The following is a 16944-nucleotide window of genomic DNA, read 5'->3' on the forward strand; positions in this document are numbered from 1 at the left end:
TCGATTGCTGCCACGCTAACAGAGTTAGGGAACATGACGGTGTCTTAGATCACAAGTCTAGGCCACGCGCCCGCTGCCGTTCAATTTTTCCGCCAACGCCTGCGTCTCTGTCGCGCTTTTTGGATGGCATTTTTTGTGCACGGCCGCGCCGTTTTCGAGCGACGTCGGTCCGCCCTTGCCGTGTTCCTCGATATGGTGAATTTCGACCTCACGCCAGTTCATCGCCACGTCGCACACCGCGCATTGTTTTTTCTGACGGTAGAACAGAACGCTTCGTTCCAGTTCGCCGTAAAGCCGCACTGGGTCCTTAGGCTGCAGCGGCTGAAGGCTCCCCAGCATCTTCTCCTGGTAGAAACGATGTCGCTGGGCGATCGTGTCTCCTCGATCCGAATTGACGCGTGTCCATTGCGCATACTGCGACCAGTACTCACTCGGCGTGGAGGCCTTCCTCGTCAGATTTCCTTCGGCGACTGCTGCCAAAAACTTGTCTAGCGCTTCCGGTAAGCGGCCTTCCCAGCTGCGCACATAGTCGTCCCATAGCGTGTCAGTGAGCAACACGAGGTGGATCGCGTCATGCCCGCGCAACTTTCCGTGCTTTCCAGGCTGGAGCAGTTGGGCAAGCTTGTCGAGAATGGCGACCAGGCGAGCTGCGCCATCGGACGCAGAATCGAAATCGAGATTCTGGTAATAGAAATCGTCCAACGCCTGTGCGTTGATGTCGCAATAGCTATCTGCGCCACTTTCCCGCCGATGGAAGAACAGCACAGCAATCTGCGCCGCGAGCTGCCGTGTCTTGCCACGATCCTGCCCAGGCTTCATGCCCAACGAGCGCACGAAGAAATCGTGGCCGGGATAGCGTACCAGCTCAGGCTTACCACCGATCTGCAATATGAAATCCGTGAAGTTGCCGGGGAACGCGTCCCGCCTCTCCTGCGCGCTTAGCGGTACGCCGCCCTGCAACCGGACGAAAAGGTCCCTTACCTCATTGGCGTCTTTCGTTTCAATCTTCGCCACGGGAATTGAGGCATCGAGGAAGCGTGCCTGCAGTTCCTCACCCAAACCCTCAAAGTTCTTATGCGCCCAATCGCACGGCTGATTTTGGATGAAGCCAGGGAACTTGGCAGCCGCTGCGTCCACTATCGGATCGAACAACTTGAATGCACCTTGCGCGAACTCGCTCAGCGCGTTTATCCGTTGCTGACCGTCGATCACTTCGAGCCCCTCGCTTTTCATACCCGCGACGCTCTTCGAAACATGATGCAGGTAGATGCGAGGCAAGGGATAACCGCGCAGCACGGAATCGATAAGTTTCTTCTTCTGCGTTGAATTCCAGACGATACCCCGCTGATATTCTGGATTCGCTTTCAGCATCTGTTCCTTGTGTAATTCGACAAGGTCCCCAACCGTCATGGTCTCCGATTTAGCTTTCACGATTCGCCCCCAAACTTCAAAGTGCGTTACGACTTCGTTGATAATCCTGTATTTGTCTAAGTTGCCCTATATAGCTCTATGCCTGCTCGTATTTTGAGACCACTTTGAGCGCGAGCAATAGTGCGTCCGTCGCCGTGGTTGCAGCCTCCACGAGATCTGCTCGGTGTAGTCCAGTTCACTTTGGCAGCCGGCCTCCTCAACAACATGTCGTTAATGGCTTTGAATGTCTGCTGATACAAAAGCACACTCCCTCAGTTTGCGCCGCAAGCTACCTGGGCGAGTGCCTTCTGCCAACGAGTTGCGCAATGGCGAAGCTTCTGCGCAGGCCGGCTTCCTTCAGCGCCTCGCAGCAACTGATCGCGGTGCGGTCGTTCTGGTAGAAAATGGCGGTCGGGCGGCACTTGGCCGCTCCCGCCCTAAACCCACCCAGCCGCCTCAAAAAACCCCGGCACTTCGTCCAACCGCCGCGCCACCGCGTCCGGCTCGTAATCCGCCGGCGGCCTTCGTCCTGTCCCGCGGTCGACCCACACCGCGCGGAAGTGCAGGTCGCGGGCTGCGGTCAGGTCGAGGTGCGGGCTGGCGCAGATGTGGACCAGCTCGTCCCTGGTCACGCCAAGGGTGCGCCAGGCGTGTTCGAAGATCTGCCGCGACGGCTTGTAGGCCTGCGCCTGTTGCGCGGTGATGACCCGGTCGATGGCGCCGCCCAGCTGCGCGACATTGCCGGCGATGATGGCGTCGTCGGTGTTGGAGATGATCGCCAGCTTGAAGCCGGCTTGCTTCAGCTTTTGCAGCGTCGCGACGACCTCCGGGAAGGGCGGCATGCGGCCGATCGAGGATGTCAGCAGTTCGGCGTCGCCGGCTTCCGCTTCCAGCGAAAAATCCCGCATCGCCAGCTGCAGCGCCTTGGCCGTCACCTCGGCGAAGGAGAGGTGCGGCCTGGTATGCTCGAGCTGGTGTTCGTGCCGGTCGTAGACCGGGATGAATGTCTGCGCCTCGATCCTGCGGCCCTTGCGCGACAGGATCGTCTCCATCGCGGCCATCAGCCCTTCATCCCATTGGATCAGCGTGCCGTAGCAGTCGAAAGTAAGCCAAGTCGGGCGCGGTCCGCCAAGTGCCATTCGGGTATCCCCTGCGAAAGACGTCGGAATCCCGAGGGAGATTAGACCACTGCTCGCTTTTATCCAGATGCAGGGTTCCCCGCGTTGGAGGGCCACCTCTCGGCCGTGGAGATCATCTTCGCTGTGTCCGGACATCGCAGCCACCGGAGGTCACAGTTGCGCCGGAGGCAGGCCAACTACCCCTGTCGACCAACTGCGCCTAGGCACTCGCCGTCAACGTGGAGAGCTGGTCGGTGTCGTAGCGGTTCCGCAGCTCGGCAAGCGCCTTCGGGTCCGGGGAGCTCTTTGCGGCCAGCCTGGCAAGTTCCTCGAAATAATGCTCATGCCCGGGCGGCGAGACGGTCATCAGCACGCTGGCCGGTTTCTCGCCGACATTGGTGATGTTGTGCTGCACGCCGGGCGGAATGAACAGGAAGGTGCCGGGGGTCGCCCGGATTACCTGCGCGCCGACGTGCCAGACACATTCGCCGTCAAGCACATAGAAGGTCTCTTCCTGCACGCGATGGATATGCAGGCCGGTGGCGAAGCCGGCCGGTATGGTCCAGTCGAACATGCTCGTGTGTCTGGTATCCTCGCCGGTGACGAGAAACACCATCGGCTGGCCACGCAACATGACCCCCTTGTTCTCGTCGGGCATCCGGATGACAGGGGCGGCGCTCATTTGATCCTCCATCGGTTCGCTGCTTTTTCCCGCAGCCACCGGCACAGGATGCCTCTACCCGGCCGGCCAGTCGTGAAGCCGTTGCGAAATCATTGCGAAAAGATTGCAAACGGTATCTCCTTCGGGAATGGCAACGAGCCTCGCCTTTGGCCCCTTTCGCATCGACGGCGAAGCCGGGATCCTGTTCCACGGTGACCAGCCGACGCCGCTCGGCCAACGGGCCGTCGCGCTGCTGGCGCTGCTTGTCGAACGCACGGGCAAGCCGGTTCCCAAGCAGGCGCTGATCGACGCCGCATGGCCGGGCCAAGCGATCGAGGACAGCAATCTGACGGTGCAGATCGCGGCGGCCAGGCGCATGCTGGAGAGCGCGGCCGGCGGCGGAAGCTGGATCGAGACGCTGCCGCGGCACGGCTATCGCTATGTCGGGCCCGAGGTCGCGATCGGTGGCCTGGGCCCCGAGGCGGCAACGCTGACATGGCCCGGAAAGCCTTCGATCGCGGTTCTGCCGTTCTCGAACCTCAGCGGTGATCCCGAACAGGATTATTTCGCCGACGGCATCGTCGACGACATCATCACCGGCCTGGCGCGCATCAACTGGCTGTTCGTCATCGCGCGCAACTCCTCCTTCACCTATAAGGGGCGCGCGGTGGACGTGAAGCAGGTCGGCCGCGAGCTCGGCGTCCACTATGTGCTCGAAGGCAGCGTGCGCAGGGCCGGCGGCAGCGTGCGCGTCACCGGCCAGATGATCGACACCTCGACCGGCGCCCACATATGGGCCGAGCGCTTCGACCGCGCCTCCGCCGATATTTTCGCGCTCCAGGATGAGATCGCGCTGGCGGCCGTCGGCGCGATCGCGCCCAGCCTGCGGCGCGTCGAAATCGAGAGGGTGAGGCGCAAGCGCCCCGACAGTCTCGATGCCTACGACCTCGTGCTGCGCGCCCAGCCGGACGTGGATTCCGGCATGCCCGAACGGGTGGCGCAGGCGCTCGTGCTGCTCGAACGCGCCATCGAACTCGAGCCGACCTATGCGCTTGCCCATGGCAACGCCGCCATGTGCCATCATTGCCTGTTCCTTCGCGCCGGCTTGCAGGAAGCCGATCGCGAGGCTTCGGTACGCCATGCCCGGCTGGCCATCCTGCACGGACAGGACGACGCGGCCGCGCTTACCCTTGCGGGGTTTTCGATCGGCATGGATGGACATGACCGCAAGGCCGCCTTCACCGCCCTGGAAGCCGCGCTTGCCGTCAGCCCGTCATCCGCCCTGACCTACATTCTGGGCAGCGTCATCCTCGGCTGGAGCGGCGAAGCGGAGCAGGCCATCGCGTGGAGCGAGCGCGGGATGCGGCTCAGCCCCTTCGACCCCTGGGCCTTCGCCGCCTTCGACGCGCAGGCGATGAGCCATCTGCTGCGCGGCCGCTATGACGAGGCCTGCCGTGCCGCATACAGGTCGGTGCAGGCCAATCCCGCCCACAGCATCACCTATGTGCAACTGGCCGCCGCCTTGGCCAAGCTCGGCCGGCTGGACGAGGCGATGGCGGCAGCGGCGCGGGTGCGTGAGCTGCATCCGACGTTTCGCTACGGTCGGCAGTTCGCCGCCGTACATTGCGCCCCGGCGGTCGCGCAATGCCTTGGCGAGGCGCTGCAGGCCGCCGGTCTGCCGCAATAGCGCCGGTGCGTCTTCATGGAGACCGGCCTGGGCGGCAGATGGCGGACGGGCGGTTCTTCGGCGCCCTTACCGCACCACGCCCCTGCAAGCCCAGGCAACGTTCGCAAACGACCGCGCGCCATCCGGCCGGCCGGCCTCATAGGCATCGCGGACGGCGGCCTCGCTGCGCGTCCGCTCGGCTGGATCGAGCGTCATCATGTATTTGCCGAGCGGGCCTTCGCCGGCCGCTATCGGCGCCCAATAGTCGTCGAAGTCCCGGTAGTCCATGCGGATCATCAGCTCGGTTTCGGTCACGTCGGCCAGGTCCTGCTCGACAAAAGTCCGCTTCATTTCGCCCGGCTGCATCATCGGCTGGAAGCAATAGCGGCTGCGCATCTGGCGTCCGCCTTCGCTGAGCGCGGCCACCGTGTCGATCATCATGCGCATGCCGGGCATGCCACCGAGATGATCCCACACGACGGCCGCCACCACGCCGCCCGGCCGCACCACGCGGCGCATCTCGCCCACCGCCTTGCCGGCCTCCGGCACGAAGTGGAGCACGAGCAGCGCCAGCGCGCGGTCGAAACCATCGTCGGCGAACGGCAAGGCGGTGGCGTCGGCTTGCTGGATCTCGATGCGCGGGTCGGTGTTGCGCCGCTTCGCCGCCTCGACGAAGACGGGCGAAAAGTCGATTGCCGCGATCGCCGCGAGCTCGGCGGATTTGGCCAGCTCGAATGTCAGGCTGCCGGTGCCGCAGCCGACGTCGAGGATCTTTTCGCCGCGGGCAAGCCCGGCGAAGTCGATGAATTTGGGCGCGAGCTTGCGGCTCCAGCGGCCCATGAGCTGCTCATATCCGCTGGCGTCATGAACGGTGAAACTTGATGTCATCTCGCTCTCCCTGCGCTGAAGAGGCGAGGCTAGGGCAATTCCGGGAAAGGTGTGAGGCGGTTTTCCGTCCGCGGTCGCGCGACCTGCCTTCGACGAATGGCTAGTGCCTGGGCGTGGGCTCCGCGCGGTTTAGCCCTCACTGGCGGGTCAACATCGCCCAACTCCGCCTTTCGGTGGGTGCCTGAAGGTCACTTCAACCGTACGATTCCCGGCCCGCCGGATCCGCGCCTCGCCAGCCCGTTTGGCATCCTGGCGCAACGGGCTGGCCGAACGCCCGGCTTCAGGGCCGCACGGCGGTCACTTCGATTTCGACCAGGAAGCCGGGACCGGCGAGGCCCGCGACCTGCACCACCGAACGCGTCGGCAGGTTCGGCTGGTCCTTGGTGCCGAAAAACTTCGTGTATCCTTTCATGAAGCCAGCAAAATCCATCTTGCCGCCCTTGGCGGGATCGCCGACCAGGAAGACCTGCATCTTGACGACGTCGCCCATCTTCAGGCCGAGATCGGCCAGCGTCTTGTCGATCGACTTCAGCACCGAGCCGGTCTGGGCCTCGGTGTCGCCATAGGCGGCGATCGTCGCCTTGTCGGCCTTCTCGTCGATGACCGACGGCACGGCGCCGCTGAGATAGACCGTGGTCTTGCCGGCCGGCACCTCGACGGCGCGCAGGATCGGAAAATCCGAATTCGGAATCTTGTGGCGAACGACGTCGTCGGCCACGGCCGCGCCGGCCGCCAGCATTCCCGCCGCCAGCACGGCGGCCCCAATCCATGATTTCCCGATCGATGGTTTCATGACCCGTTTCCTTCCATTCGAGAGGGCGGCGAGCGCCGGAATGCCCGCCGCGCGGTTTGCGTTGCCGCATGTGCGGGCGACATCCGCCACTCAGCGGACATCCTTCACGTCCTGCGCCGTCACGGCATCCTTGTAGTCGTTGCCGAAATGCGTCCTGACATAGTTGACCACGGCCGCGACCTGGTCGTCGCTCATCATCTGCCCCACCGGCGGCATGCCGTTTTGCCCGTGCAGGACGAGGCTTACGGGATAGCCGCCGGTCTCCAGGTTCTTGTTCTTGGCCAGCGCCGGATAGTGGCCGGCGCCGACCGCGCCTTGCCCCTTGTCCAGGTGGCAGGCGGCGCAGACATTGGCATAGAGCGCCGCGCCGTCCTTTTCGGTGAAAGTATCGCCCTGGCTGAACGTGACACCGGCCGAATCGGCGAACGCGCCGGGGGCCGTGAACGCCATGGCGACGGCCATGGCGGCGATGAGACCGCTGGGTCTTTTGAAGGAGCTGCTCATGATGGGATGCCTCGCGGGATACGGGGTGAACGAAGGGATCGGCATGGCCTCATCCCTGCATGACGCGCTGGTGCAGGCGGGTGATGGCGTTGAGCGAGGACAGGATCGCGCCCTCCTGCCAGGCGGGAATGTAGGAGGCATGCTCGCCGGCCAGCACGATGCGGCCGTCGATCTGGCACAGATTGTCGTAATGCTCCTTGCGTGCCTCCTCGGTCCAGTCGCCCGCGCAGCCAAGCGTGAAGGGCGAGCGGTGCCATGCCCAGGAAACGCCGGTCTCGAACTCCTGCTTGTATTGCGGGTGGATCTGCGCGCCGTATTCCACCGCCTTCTGCACGCGCTCCTGCGGGGTCATGGCGGTGAATTCGTAGGAGTTCGGTCCGTTCCATGTGTAGCAGCCGAGCAGCACGCCCTTGCCGCCGGCGTTGAAGCCGGTGCTGGGGTAGGAGATCTGCGAGATCGGCAGGTTGGTGTAGCTGACGCCGCCGAAGATCGATTCGTCCTCCTCCCAGAAACGGCGCTTCATCTGCAGGCCGACCTTGACCGAGGACGCATAGGGCACCGCCCCGATCGCCGCCTGCATGGCGCCGCCGACCTGGATTTCGATCTGGCTGAGGATGGTGAGCGGAATGGTGCACACGCACCAGTCGGCGCTGGCTTCCTGGGCGGTTCCGGGGTTTTTCGCGTCCTCATAGGTCACCGTCACGCCCTTGTCGTTCTGGGCGATCTTGGTGACCTTGGCATTGTAGGTGATGAGGTCGCCGACCTGCTTGGCGAAGGCTTCGCCGATCCTGCCCATGCCGCCGACCGGCTGGAACATGGTGGTCTGGAATTCGTAGAGCGAGAAGTTGGCGAGGCTGCCCCACAGGCGCGAGTTCAACACATCGGACGCGCCGATGACCTGACCCGCGGCCGGCTCGGCGCCGATGCCGCCGCCCGGCTCCTTCTCGTAGCCGCGGAACTCGGCGGTCGCGAGGCTGGATTTGTAGCTGTAGTCCTTGTCCAGCGCCCCCCAGGACTGCAGCGCCTCGAGCAGCACCTCCTGGTCCTCCTTGGAGACGAGCCCTTCCAGCTGGCCCTTCTTGGCCACCTTGGCCAGCAGCTCCGACGTGTGGCCCTTGAAGTCGGTCTCGATCTCGCGCACGCGCTTGGGCTTGCCGCCGAAGGCCTCGGTCGAGTGCAGCAGGGCGTTGTGATTGGTCTGCTGGAACGGCTCCAGCGTCACCCCGAGCCTCCGGCAGTAGGCCAACAGCCCGTTGTGATGGTAAGGGATGCGCCAGGGGCCGGGATTGAGGTAGAGCCCCTCGTCGAACTCGCATTTCTGCGTGTAGCCGCCAAGTTCGGCAACGGTGTCGCCGCCGCGTATCGTCCAGTTGCGGCCGCCGGCGCGGGCATTGTATTCGAGGATCTTCACCTTGTAGCCGGCCTGGCGCAGTTCCAGGGCCGCCAGCATGCCGGCCAGGCCGGCGCCCAGGACGAGCACCGAAGCGCCCTTCGGGTCGCCTTCGAGCTTGATCGGTCCCTTGTAATCGGACTCTGCCGCCAGCCCCATGCTGGTCATGGCCTGGTACATTGCGGCGCTGCCCGCCGTGATGCCGATCATTTTGAGAAGGTCGCGCCGGCGCATGCCGGCAAGGGATTGTTCGAGCTGCATGTTCGTCTCCTCGATCAGCGGCACGCCGCGATCCGCCGCCTGTTGCCCCCGCAAGCTCGAGGCGAGCCCCGGTGGACGACGCAAGGCTATGCCTGCAACCCAATCTGTTCAACCAACACGCCGCGCTTGGAACAAATGTCCTCGAATCTTGGCGCAATAGGGCTCTCGCGGCGTCGCTGGCCGGCATTTTTCACGCCTTCGCGGCCTCGGGGCCGGCGGCCAGACCGCTTGCTGTGCCAATTGAAAGGGCACGCCTGGCTGCCCCGGCAGCGGGAACGTCCGTGGCCGGCCGGCGCTCGCGGCGCCGGCTTTCATCACTCAAAATGCTTGCCTTGTCCGCCGGTCGGTCAGCCTGCCACGGCCCGCACGCTCTCCCTCTCCACCAGCGGACATTCCAGCTTGGTGATGGGATAGCGCCCCCGTCTCACCGTCGCTGGCGCCTCGAGCTGTTCGATCGCCCATTGGCCCATCGCCATATGCGGCAGGATCGAGGTGGTCAGCGGCGGGAACAGATGCCTGGCGATTTCCTCGTCGTCGTAGCCGACCACGGAGATGTCCTGCGGGATGTGCAGGCCGGCTTCCTTCAGCGCTTCGTAGCAGCCGATCGCGGTGCGGTCGTTCTGGCAGAAGATGGCGGTCGGGCGGTCCTTCAGCGCCAGGAGCTTGACGGTCGCGGCATAGCCGGCACTTGCCGACCAGTCGCCCTCGACCACCAGTTCGGGATCGAAGGGGATGTCGGCGGTGGCAAGAGCGCGGCGGTAGCCTTTCAGGCGGTCCTGTGCCGCCTGCATCCAGGGCTCGCCGGTGATGGTGGCGATGCGGCGGTGGCCGTGGCTGATCAGGTGCCGAGTGGAGCTCTGGCCGCCGGCGATCTCGGAGGGCACCACGGCGGGGAAGGCATAATCCGACGTGTAGCAGTTGAGCAGGATCACCGGGATGTCGAGGCTGTAGAGGAAATCGGGCGCCGTGATCTCGCGGGTGAAGATGGTCATGTAGATCAGCGCCGAAATGCCCCGCCTGGTCAGCGCCTCTATGGCGCGCGGCTCCATCACGGCGTCGCCCATGGTCTGCGCCACCAGAAGCACGTTGCTGGCGTTCCACGAGGCCTGGCGCGCGCCCTCGATGGCGACGACGGCTTCCGGGCTGGTGGCGAGCTGGTCGACGGCGAAGCCGATCACCCCGTCCAGCCCGTCGAAGGCGCTGGCCGGCGCCTTCAGTGCCGAAAAGGCCGGCGCACTATAGCCCAGCGCGCGCGCCGCCTCGATCACCCGCTCGCGCGTCTGCCGCGACAGTTTTATGCCAGGCGAATTGTTGAGCACGAAGGAAACAGTCGCCTGCGAGCAGCCAGCGGCGCGCGCAATGTCGGTCATGGTGACCCGGCCCTTGGGCTTCACCGGCGCCTTGCGGCGCCTTGCCGTCGCGATATCGGTGGTCTCGCTCATGCTGTCCGTGTTCCCCGGCCTGTCCGGCCTGCCCGGCGACCATCAAGGCCGCGCCGGTTTATAGAAATATCGGCTGACTTATATCTATTAGCGGGCGACCGGTCTACTGGCTAAGGGGCTCGGGCAGCTTAAAATCACAGCATATGAGCCGATTGTCCCTTTTGCGCCAAACCCTTACGTTCTCGGCAAAGCCAACAGCGTCACCGCCGGCGCGGTCGCCATCGAACGCAACTAATACCGTTTACTAATACGAAAATGCGCTGTAACGTCGGTCCGTCGCGTCCGTTTTCCCTGGGGCGCGGTGCATGCGAATGGCCCGATGGCAAGCGGATAGTACCCCCGCGAAGCCTTGTCGCGGACATGTGATATGTCAGACAAATCGGACTATTTACGAACGGGGGATGAGTCTCTAAAGTCCGTCGCCGTGGCTGGAACGACGCCATCTTCAGTGCCGGGAACCCTTGAGGAGGAGGGCGTCCAAGCCGCGAACGGCAAATCAGACAAGTGCAGGATCGGCCGGTCCGACGACCGGCCAAAACGGGAGGTTGAACATGAAATCCTTGATACGCAATGCATCCGTGGCCACCGCGGCGCTGCTGCTTGGCCTGACGGCGAGCACGATCGCGCGCGCCGACGACAAGCCGACGCTGGCCTTCGTCGTCAACGGCGCTTCCGACTTCTGGAAGGCGGCCGAAGCCGGCGTCAAGAAGGCGCAGGGCGAACTGCCCGACTACAATCTCGAGCTGAAATATCCCGAGCAGTCCTCGGTCGCCATCCAGCAGCGGCTGATGGACGATCTGGTCACCGCCGGCGTCAAGGGCATCATGGTTTCGGCCGTCGATCCCAAGACCTCGACCGACGGGCTGAACAAGATCGCCTCGGAAACGGCGCTGTTCACCACCGACAGCGACGCTCCGCAGACCAAGCGCGTCGCCTATATCGGCTCGTCCAATGTCGATGCCGGCAAGCAGGCGGCCGAAATCGCCAAGAAGGCGATGCCGGATGGCGGCAAGTGCCTCGGCTTCGTCGGCCTGCTCGGCGCCGACAATGCCAAGGAGCGCATCCAGGGCATGAAGGATGGCCTGGCCGGCACCAAGATCGAGCTCGTCGACGTGCGCGGCGACGACATCGACCAGGCCCGCGCCAAGAAGAACGTCGAGGACGCGCTCGTCGCCAGCCCCGACGTCACCTGCATGGTCGGCTTCTACTCCTACAACACGCCGCGCATCTATGAAGCGCTGCGCGATGCCGGCAAGCTCGGCTCGATCACCGTCGTCGGCTTCGATGACGATCCGATCACCCTGGGCGGCGTCAAGGAAGGCACCATTGCCGCCACCGTCGTGCAGCAGCCCTTCGAGTGGGCCTATCAGGGCATGAAGCTGATGGCATCCTATCTCAAGGGCGACAAGTCGGGCATCCCGGCCGACGGCCTCATCATCATCCCGACCAAGATCATCGGCAAGGATGACGTCGACGCCTACGCCGCCAATCTGAAGGCGATGGCTGGAAACTAAGACCGAAGGCAGTTCAGCCGGCTCAACGTCGCTTGAGCCGGCTGCTCTTGCATTGACGAACCCTTCGAGGCCAGTCAGTCTGCCAAGAGGTCGGCCCGCCAACGCTGTCAGGCATGATGAATTATTCCGACACATCCATCGCCGCGACCATCGCGTTCCTCAGCCTCGAGAACGTGCGCAAGACCTATCCGGGCGTCGTAGCGCTCGATGGCTTCTCGATGGAGGTCAGGCCGGGCGAGGTCATCGGTCTCGTCGGCGAGAACGGCGCCGGCAAATCCACCTTGATGAAGATCCTCGGCGGGGTGACGCGGCCGGACAGCGGCACCGTCACCGTCGACGGCACCGCCCATGACGGCCTGAGCGTCGAGGGCAGCCTTGGCTCCGGCATCGCCTTCGTCCACCAGGAACTCAACCTCTTCGAGAATCTCGACGTCGCAGCCAACATCTTCTTCGGCCGCGAACCGCTGCGCGCCGGGCCGCTCAGGCTCGTCGACCGCGCCAGGCTGCGCGCCATGGTGGCGCCGCTCCTGAAGCGCGTCGGCGCCAATTTCTCCGCCGACACGCCTGTCGCCGAACTGTCGCTCGCGCAGCAGCAGATGGTCGAGATCGCCAAGGCGCTGTCGATCAAGGCAAGGCTGGTCATCCTCGACGAACCGACGTCGAGCCTGCCGATCGCCGAGACCGACAAATTGCTCGACGTCATCAGGGCGCTGAAGGCGGACGGCATCAGCGTCATCTTCATTTCGCATCGCCTGCACGAGGTCGAGCGTGTCGCCGACCGCGTCATCGTGCTGCGCGACGGCATGCTGGCCGGCACCTTGCCCAAGCGCGACATCAACCACGACCAGATGGTCAAGCTGATGATCGGCCGCATGCTGAAGGAGCGCGAGAAGGCTTCCGAGGCGGCCCGCGCCCCCGGCGCCGTCGCCCTGTCGGCCAAGGCCATCCGCACCCCGACCTATCCCGGCCGCCCGGTAGATCTCGACGTCAGGCGCGGTGAAATCCTCGGCCTTGCCGGCCTTGTCGGTTCCGGCCGCACCGAGCTGGCGCGGGTGTTCTTCGGCATCGAAAGCAGCCTCGGCGGCACGCTCGAGCTCGCCGGCAAGCCGCTCGCCCTGGGCTCGGCGGCCGATGCCGTCGCGCACGGCATCTTCCTGGTGCCGGAGGACCGCAAGCTGACCGGCATCCTGCTCGACCTTTCGATCGCCCAGAACATTTCGCTGCCCAACCTGCCGGCGCATGCCAAGCGCTCCTTGGTGTCGACCAGCGCCGAAACGGCAACCGCCGAGAAGCAGAAAAAAGATCTCGGCATCAAGGCGCCCTCGGTGCAGACGCGCACCGGCACGCTGTCGGGCGGCAACCAGCAGAAGGTCGTGCTGGCCAAATGGCTGGCGATGAACCCCAAAGTGATGATCCTCGATGAGCCGACGCGCGGCATCGACATCGGCGCCAAGGCGGAGATCTACGGGCTGATGCGTGCGCTGGCCGACGCCGGCGTCGCCGTGCTGATGATCTCCAGCGACATGGAGGAGGTGATCGGCGTGTCCGACCGCATCGCCGTCATGCATGAGGGCCAGATCTCGGGCATTCTCGACAAGGACCAGTTCAGCCAGGAAAACGTGCTGCTGCTGGCGGTAGGCAAGCAGCCGAAATAATTCTGCCGCCGCGCCGCGGAAGCGCTCGGGCCGGCATTGGGGAGAAGATGATGAGCAAGAAAGATCTCGGCCTGCTGATCCTGATCCTGGTGGTCGGCGCCATCGTTGCCATCATCAATCCGCGCTTTCTGCTGCCGATCAACCTTGCCAACACCTCGAACCTGATCGGACTGTTCGGCATCCTGTCGATCGGCCAGGCCTTCGTCATCATCACCGGCGGCATCGAATTGTCGGTCGGCTCGCTGGTGGCGCTGCTGGGAACGCTTTTCATCGACTTCATCGCCGTGCGCGGCATGGAATGGCCGCTGGCCTTCGTGCTCATCCTGGTGCTCGGTGCCATCATCGGCCTGGCGCATGGCTGGCTGATCACGCGGCTCAAATTGCAGCCCTTCGTGGTGACCTTGTGCGGCCTTTTGATCTATCGCGGCGTCGCCCGCTTCTACACCGCCGACGGCACCGCCGGCTTCGCCTTCGGCCAGAATTTCCCGGAGCTCGAATTCTTGACCGCCGGCCGCTCCTGGGGCGTGCCGAACTCCTTCTTCGCCCTGATCGTCATCGCCATCGTCATGTGGGTGGTGCTGCACCGCTCGGTGTTCGGCCGCTATCTCTACGCCATCGGCAAGAACGAGGAGGCGGCGAAATATTCCGGCATCCGCACCGGGCGTGTCGTCATGGCCGCCTACGTCATCTGCGGGGTACTGACGGCGCTGTCGGCGATCTATTTCGCCATGTACACGCGATCCATCTCGCCGGCCAGCCACGGCCAGTTCTACGAGCTTTACGCCATTGCCGCGGCCGTGCTCGGCGGCTTCTCGCTGCGCGGCGGCGAGGGCTCGCTGATCGGCGTCATCCTCGGCACCGTGCTGCTGCAGGAGCTGCAGAACCTCGTCAATCTGCTCGGCATCCCGTCCTCGCTCAACTTCGCGGTGATGGGCGGCGTCATCCTCATCGGCGTGCTGATCGACCAGCAGTGGGGCGTGTTCCGCGCGCGGCGGCGCATGGTCGACGCCAGCCGCAAGAGCATCGCCGGGGCAGCGGCGGAATAGTCAGGGGCAAAAAGCCGCCGTCCGCCGTGGCCGTCGAAAGATAACGCCGCTCTATCTCGCCCGCCCCGCAATTCCGCTCGATCTGTTGTCGGCCGTATCTGTGCGGCCCCAAGTGACTTGAGTGCAAAAGGGGGGCGGCATCGCGAAAAGCGGTCTTGCGAGCTTCCATCCGGATTGGAACGAAACCCTTATCTGGGCGTTGTTCAAAGCTTTTCTATTCGGAGGCATTGTCATGGCCGCGAATCCGCTAAGCACCGCCAAGGTGGGAGGTCATCCCATCCATCCGATGCTCATTCCCTTTCCTGTCGCGTTCCTTGTCGGCGCGTTTCTCACCGATTTGATGTTCTGGGGCACTGCCGACGCCTTTTGGGCACGCGCGTCGATGTGGCTGATTGGGGCAGCCATCGTCATGGCTCTCCTGGCGGCGATTGCCGGCTTTATCGATTTCCTGAGCGAGCCGCGCATCCGCGCCCTGACGGACGCCTGGTACCACATGGTCGGCAATTTGACCGCCGTCGTTCTGGCGCTGATCAATTTCTATCTTCGCTACAGCCAAGGCGCCGAAGCGGCAGTTCGCCCATGGGGAGTGCTGCTTTCATTGATCGTTGTCTGCATCCTGCTGTTTACCGGCTGGAAAGGCTGGGAAATGGTGTACCGCCATCACGTCGCGGTTCTGGACGCGCCGACACAACCTTCGGCAACGCCGTCGGCCGGCACGCGTCGTGCCGATCACGACCGGCACGCGGCATAAAACGAAGGCGCATTCGATATTCAGGTCAGGCGGGCGCCACCTGACCATCAACACCTTTAGTCGATCAGCCCCGACATGTCGGAGAATGCCATCGCCTTGCGCAGCACCTCGGCAAAGCGCTCGCCTGCCGCTTCGCGCGAACCGCTATTGTCGATTGAGGTGACGCCGGGTCCGGAGAGCGTCACAGGGGCGCTTCGCGCCAGGCGTGCCAGAACCTCCCCGCGCGACTCGCGGCCACGCATCGCCAGCCGCCCGGCCAGCACATCGGGCGAAGCGGTGATCTCGACGACGGCCAGGTTGGCATAGCGCTTCCGCAAGCTAGGGATGATCGCACGCGATACATTGGCGACAGCGACATGGCCGTTGGCCACTGCCCAATCGACCTCGGCCGGCAGGCCGTAGCGCAGGCCGTGCGCTTCCCAGGAAACGGCGAAGGCGCCGTCGGCTTCGGCCTCGATGAAGGCGGCATCGGCCAGCGTGTCGTGATCCTCGCTTGCCGTGTCGCTCGGTCTGGTGATGACGCGGCGCACGAATTCCAGCCGCGTCTCGTCGGCGAAGAGCGCCTTGGCATGGCCGATGATCGTATCCTTGCCGGCGCCGCTCGGGCCCACCACGGCAACGAAGACGCCGTCGCGTATCGGAAACGCCTCGGCCGACAGTTCACGCTCGATCAATGCCGAAGCCATCACGCGACCCGCCGCCCCTGCCGCCAGACCGTGCGCACCACCGGAACGTGGTCGTCGAGGCGCACGCGCACCAGGTCGGCCCGGCGGCCCTCTTCGATGACGCCGCGATCGGAAAGACCGACGGCCTCGGCCGGGTTCTTGGACACCATTGCCACCGCCTGCGGCAGGGAAATGCTATCGACGACGTCGCCGAGAAAGAAGGCGGACTGGATCAGGCTGAAGGGGATGTAGTCGGACGACAATATGTCGAGCAGGCCGTCGCTGGCCAGCGTGCGCGCCGAGACATTGCCCGAATGGGAGGCGCCGCGCATGACATTGGGCGCGCCCATCAGCACGCCGAGCCCGGCATCCTTCGAAGCTCTGGCGGCCTCCTCGGTGGTCGGGAATTCGGCAACGCGCACGCCTTGCTCGATGGCTTCGTCGACATGGCCCGTCGTCGCATCATCATGGCTCGCAAGCACGATGCCGCGCTCGTGGCAGGCGGCGGCGATGAAGACGCGGTTCGGGGCCGAATTCCGGGCCGATTCGCCCATCCGCTTCTCGCAGAATTTCTGGAAATCGTGATCGGTCAGCTTCAGCTTGCGTTGGTAGTAGTAGGCGTAGGTTTCGAGGTTGACGAACTGGCGCTGGCCTGGCGCATGGTCCATCAGCGAGGCGAGCTTCACCCGTTCGTCGGTCTCGAAATTGGCGAAGGCCCTGAGGCAATCCGGCGCCGAGACCTCGCAGCGCAGATGGATGAAATGGTCGGCCCGCAATCGATCCATCCGCACGCTGTCCTCGATCGCGTCGGCGAGCTTGCGGATATCGGCGGCGTTGAGATCGGCATCCTCGTCCATGCCGACACGCAAGGCGTCGAGCACGGTGGTAATGCCGGCGGTCGCCACTTGCGCGTCATGGGCGAGGACGGCGGCGATCGGGTTCCACCGCACCTTCGGCCGCGGCGCATAATGGCCTTCGAGATGATCGGTGTGAAGCTCGACCAGCCCCGGAATGATGAAGTCGCCAGCCATGTCCTCGCCGGCTCGCACGGCGCCGGCGGATATGTCGGCGATCAGACCGTCACGCATCACGAGCGAGCCCTCGATGATCTCGTCGGCAAGAACGATGCGGGCGTTGCTCAGAATGGTCTCGGCGGTCATTTCAGGCAGTCCTTGGTTTT

15 protein-coding genes are annotated in these 16944 nt (G+C 64.4%); 5 read left to right on the forward strand and 10 right to left on the reverse strand.

Going from position 1 to position 16944, the window contains the following annotated elements; genetic code table 11:
- Positions 1 to 57 precede the first annotated feature (57 nt).
- The 3 genes from FJ959_RS04665 to FJ959_RS04675 all read right to left on the reverse strand — a co-directional run bounded on the left by FJ959_RS04665 (position 58) and on the right by FJ959_RS04675 (position 3210).
- Positions 58 to 1431 (reverse strand): DUF262 domain-containing protein, encoded by a 1374-nt coding sequence (locus FJ959_RS04665; protein ID WP_140628732.1) that lies wholly within the window; start codon positions 1429 to 1431, stop codon positions 58 to 60.
- A gap of 416 nt (positions 1432 to 1847) precedes the next feature.
- Positions 1848 to 2549: a haloacid dehalogenase type II gene (locus tag FJ959_RS04670; RefSeq protein WP_140628735.1), complete on the reverse strand. Its 702-nt coding sequence runs from the start codon at positions 2547 to 2549 to the stop codon at positions 1848 to 1850.
- Positions 2550 to 2748: 199 nt separating this feature from the next.
- Positions 2749 to 3210 (reverse strand): cupin domain-containing protein, encoded by a 462-nt coding sequence (locus FJ959_RS04675; protein WP_140628738.1) that lies wholly within the window; start codon positions 3208 to 3210, stop codon positions 2749 to 2751.
- Positions 3211 to 3337: 127 nt separating this feature from the next.
- Here FJ959_RS04675 and FJ959_RS04680 point away from each other — a divergent pair, with 127 nt between their 5' ends.
- On the forward strand, positions 3338 to 4876 hold the full coding sequence (locus FJ959_RS04680) for a winged helix-turn-helix domain-containing tetratricopeptide repeat protein (protein WP_140554583.1): 1539 nt from the start codon (positions 3338 to 3340) through the stop codon (positions 4874 to 4876).
- 66 nt (positions 4877 to 4942) lie between these two features.
- Here the strand turns inward: FJ959_RS04680 and FJ959_RS04685 are convergent, their stop codons facing one another.
- The 5 genes from FJ959_RS04685 to FJ959_RS04705 form a co-directional block, all read right to left on the reverse strand.
- Positions 4943 to 5743 (reverse strand): class I SAM-dependent methyltransferase, encoded by an 801-nt coding sequence (locus FJ959_RS04685; protein WP_140582923.1) that lies wholly within the window; start codon positions 5741 to 5743, stop codon positions 4943 to 4945.
- 280 nt (positions 5744 to 6023) lie between these two features.
- Complete coding sequence (locus FJ959_RS04690; protein WP_140628741.1) at positions 6024 to 6536, reverse strand: RidA family protein; 513 nt, start codon at positions 6534 to 6536, stop codon at positions 6024 to 6026.
- Between the two features lie 90 nt (positions 6537 to 6626).
- Complete coding sequence (locus tag FJ959_RS04695) at positions 6627 to 7040, reverse strand: cytochrome c (RefSeq protein ID WP_140554582.1); 414 nt, start codon at positions 7038 to 7040, stop codon at positions 6627 to 6629.
- 49 nt (positions 7041 to 7089) lie between these two features.
- On the reverse strand, positions 7090 to 8691 hold the full coding sequence (locus tag FJ959_RS04700) for a flavin monoamine oxidase family protein (RefSeq protein ID WP_246678921.1): 1602 nt from the start codon (positions 8689 to 8691) through the stop codon (positions 7090 to 7092).
- A 347-nt stretch (positions 8692 to 9038) separates the two neighbouring features.
- Positions 9039 to 10133 carry a LacI family DNA-binding transcriptional regulator gene (locus FJ959_RS04705; protein ID WP_181172002.1) on the reverse strand — a complete coding sequence of 365 codons (1095 nt, stop codon included), beginning with the start codon at positions 10131 to 10133 and terminating at the stop codon, positions 9039 to 9041.
- A gap of 551 nt (positions 10134 to 10684) precedes the next feature.
- Here FJ959_RS04705 and FJ959_RS04710 point away from each other — a divergent pair.
- The 4 genes from FJ959_RS04710 (at position 10685) to FJ959_RS04725 (ending at position 15099) form a co-directional block, all read left to right on the forward strand.
- A complete protein-coding gene (locus FJ959_RS04710; RefSeq protein WP_140491278.1) occupies positions 10685 to 11647 on the forward strand; it encodes a sugar-binding protein in 963 nt (320 codons plus the stop codon).
- Between the two features lie 116 nt (positions 11648 to 11763).
- Complete coding sequence (locus FJ959_RS04715) at positions 11764 to 13302, forward strand: sugar ABC transporter ATP-binding protein (RefSeq protein ID WP_140628847.1); 1539 nt, start codon at positions 11764 to 11766, stop codon at positions 13300 to 13302.
- A 50-nt stretch (positions 13303 to 13352) separates the two neighbouring features.
- Positions 13353 to 14348 carry an ABC transporter permease gene (locus FJ959_RS04720; protein ID WP_140517717.1) on the forward strand — a complete coding sequence of 332 codons (996 nt, stop codon included), beginning with the start codon at positions 13353 to 13355 and terminating at the stop codon, positions 14346 to 14348.
- A 232-nt stretch (positions 14349 to 14580) separates the two neighbouring features.
- Positions 14581 to 15099: a DUF2231 domain-containing protein gene (locus FJ959_RS04725; RefSeq protein ID WP_140625522.1), complete on the forward strand. Its 519-nt coding sequence runs from the start codon at positions 14581 to 14583 to the stop codon at positions 15097 to 15099.
- A gap of 56 nt (positions 15100 to 15155) precedes the next feature.
- Here the strand turns inward: FJ959_RS04725 and phnN are convergent, their stop codons facing one another.
- Together phnN and FJ959_RS04735 are read right to left on the reverse strand one after the other, a co-directional pair.
- Positions 15156 to 15788: a phosphonate metabolism protein/1,5-bisphosphokinase (PRPP-forming) PhnN gene (phnN, locus tag FJ959_RS04730; RefSeq protein WP_181169563.1), complete on the reverse strand. Its 633-nt coding sequence runs from the start codon at positions 15786 to 15788 to the stop codon at positions 15156 to 15158.
- On the reverse strand, positions 15785 to 16924 hold the full coding sequence (locus FJ959_RS04735; RefSeq protein WP_140628747.1) for an alpha-D-ribose 1-methylphosphonate 5-triphosphate diphosphatase: 1140 nt from the start codon (positions 16922 to 16924) through the stop codon (positions 15785 to 15787). Before FJ959_RS04735 ends, phnN begins: the two co-directional genes overlap by 4 nt.
- Positions 16925 to 16944: the final 20 nt, after the last annotated feature.

The sequence above is a fragment of the Mesorhizobium sp. B2-2-4 genome, from assembly GCF_006442375.1.
GTDB lineage: Bacteria > Pseudomonadota > Alphaproteobacteria > Rhizobiales > Rhizobiaceae > Mesorhizobium.

Excerpts from the sequence above, each read along its gene's own strand:
- FJ959_RS04670 (WP_140628735.1), bottom strand. The coding sequence starts at position 2,549 with ATGGCACTTGGCGGACCGCGCCCGACTTGGCTTACTTTCGACTGCTAC.
- FJ959_RS04675 (WP_140628738.1), bottom strand. The coding sequence starts at position 3,210 with ATGAGCGCCGCCCCTGTCATCCGGATGCCCGACGAGAACAAGGGGGTC.
- FJ959_RS04680 (WP_140554583.1), top strand. The coding sequence starts at position 3,338 with ATGGCAACGAGCCTCGCCTTTGGCCCCTTTCGCATCGACGGCGAAGCC.
- FJ959_RS04685 (WP_140582923.1), bottom strand. The coding sequence starts at position 5,743 with ATGACATCAAGTTTCACCGTTCATGACGCCAGCGGATATGAGCAGCTC.
- FJ959_RS04690 (WP_140628741.1), bottom strand. The coding sequence starts at position 6,536 with ATGAAACCATCGATCGGGAAATCATGGATTGGGGCCGCCGTGCTGGCG.
- FJ959_RS04695 (WP_140554582.1), bottom strand. The coding sequence starts at position 7,040 with ATGAGCAGCTCCTTCAAAAGACCCAGCGGTCTCATCGCCGCCATGGCC.
- FJ959_RS04700 (WP_246678921.1), bottom strand. The coding sequence starts at position 8,691 with ATGCAGCTCGAACAATCCCTTGCCGGCATGCGCCGGCGCGACCTTCTC.
- FJ959_RS04705 (WP_181172002.1), bottom strand. The coding sequence starts at position 10,133 with ATGAGCGAGACCACCGATATCGCGACGGCAAGGCGCCGCAAGGCGCCG.
- FJ959_RS04710 (WP_140491278.1), top strand. The coding sequence starts at position 10,685 with ATGAAATCCTTGATACGCAATGCATCCGTGGCCACCGCGGCGCTGCTG.
- FJ959_RS04715 (WP_140628847.1), top strand. The coding sequence starts at position 11,764 with ATGAATTATTCCGACACATCCATCGCCGCGACCATCGCGTTCCTCAGC.
- FJ959_RS04720 (WP_140517717.1), top strand. The coding sequence starts at position 13,353 with ATGAGCAAGAAAGATCTCGGCCTGCTGATCCTGATCCTGGTGGTCGGC.
- FJ959_RS04725 (WP_140625522.1), top strand. The coding sequence starts at position 14,581 with ATGGCCGCGAATCCGCTAAGCACCGCCAAGGTGGGAGGTCATCCCATC.
- FJ959_RS04735 (WP_140628747.1), bottom strand. The coding sequence starts at position 16,924 with ATGACCGCCGAGACCATTCTGAGCAACGCCCGCATCGTTCTTGCCGAC.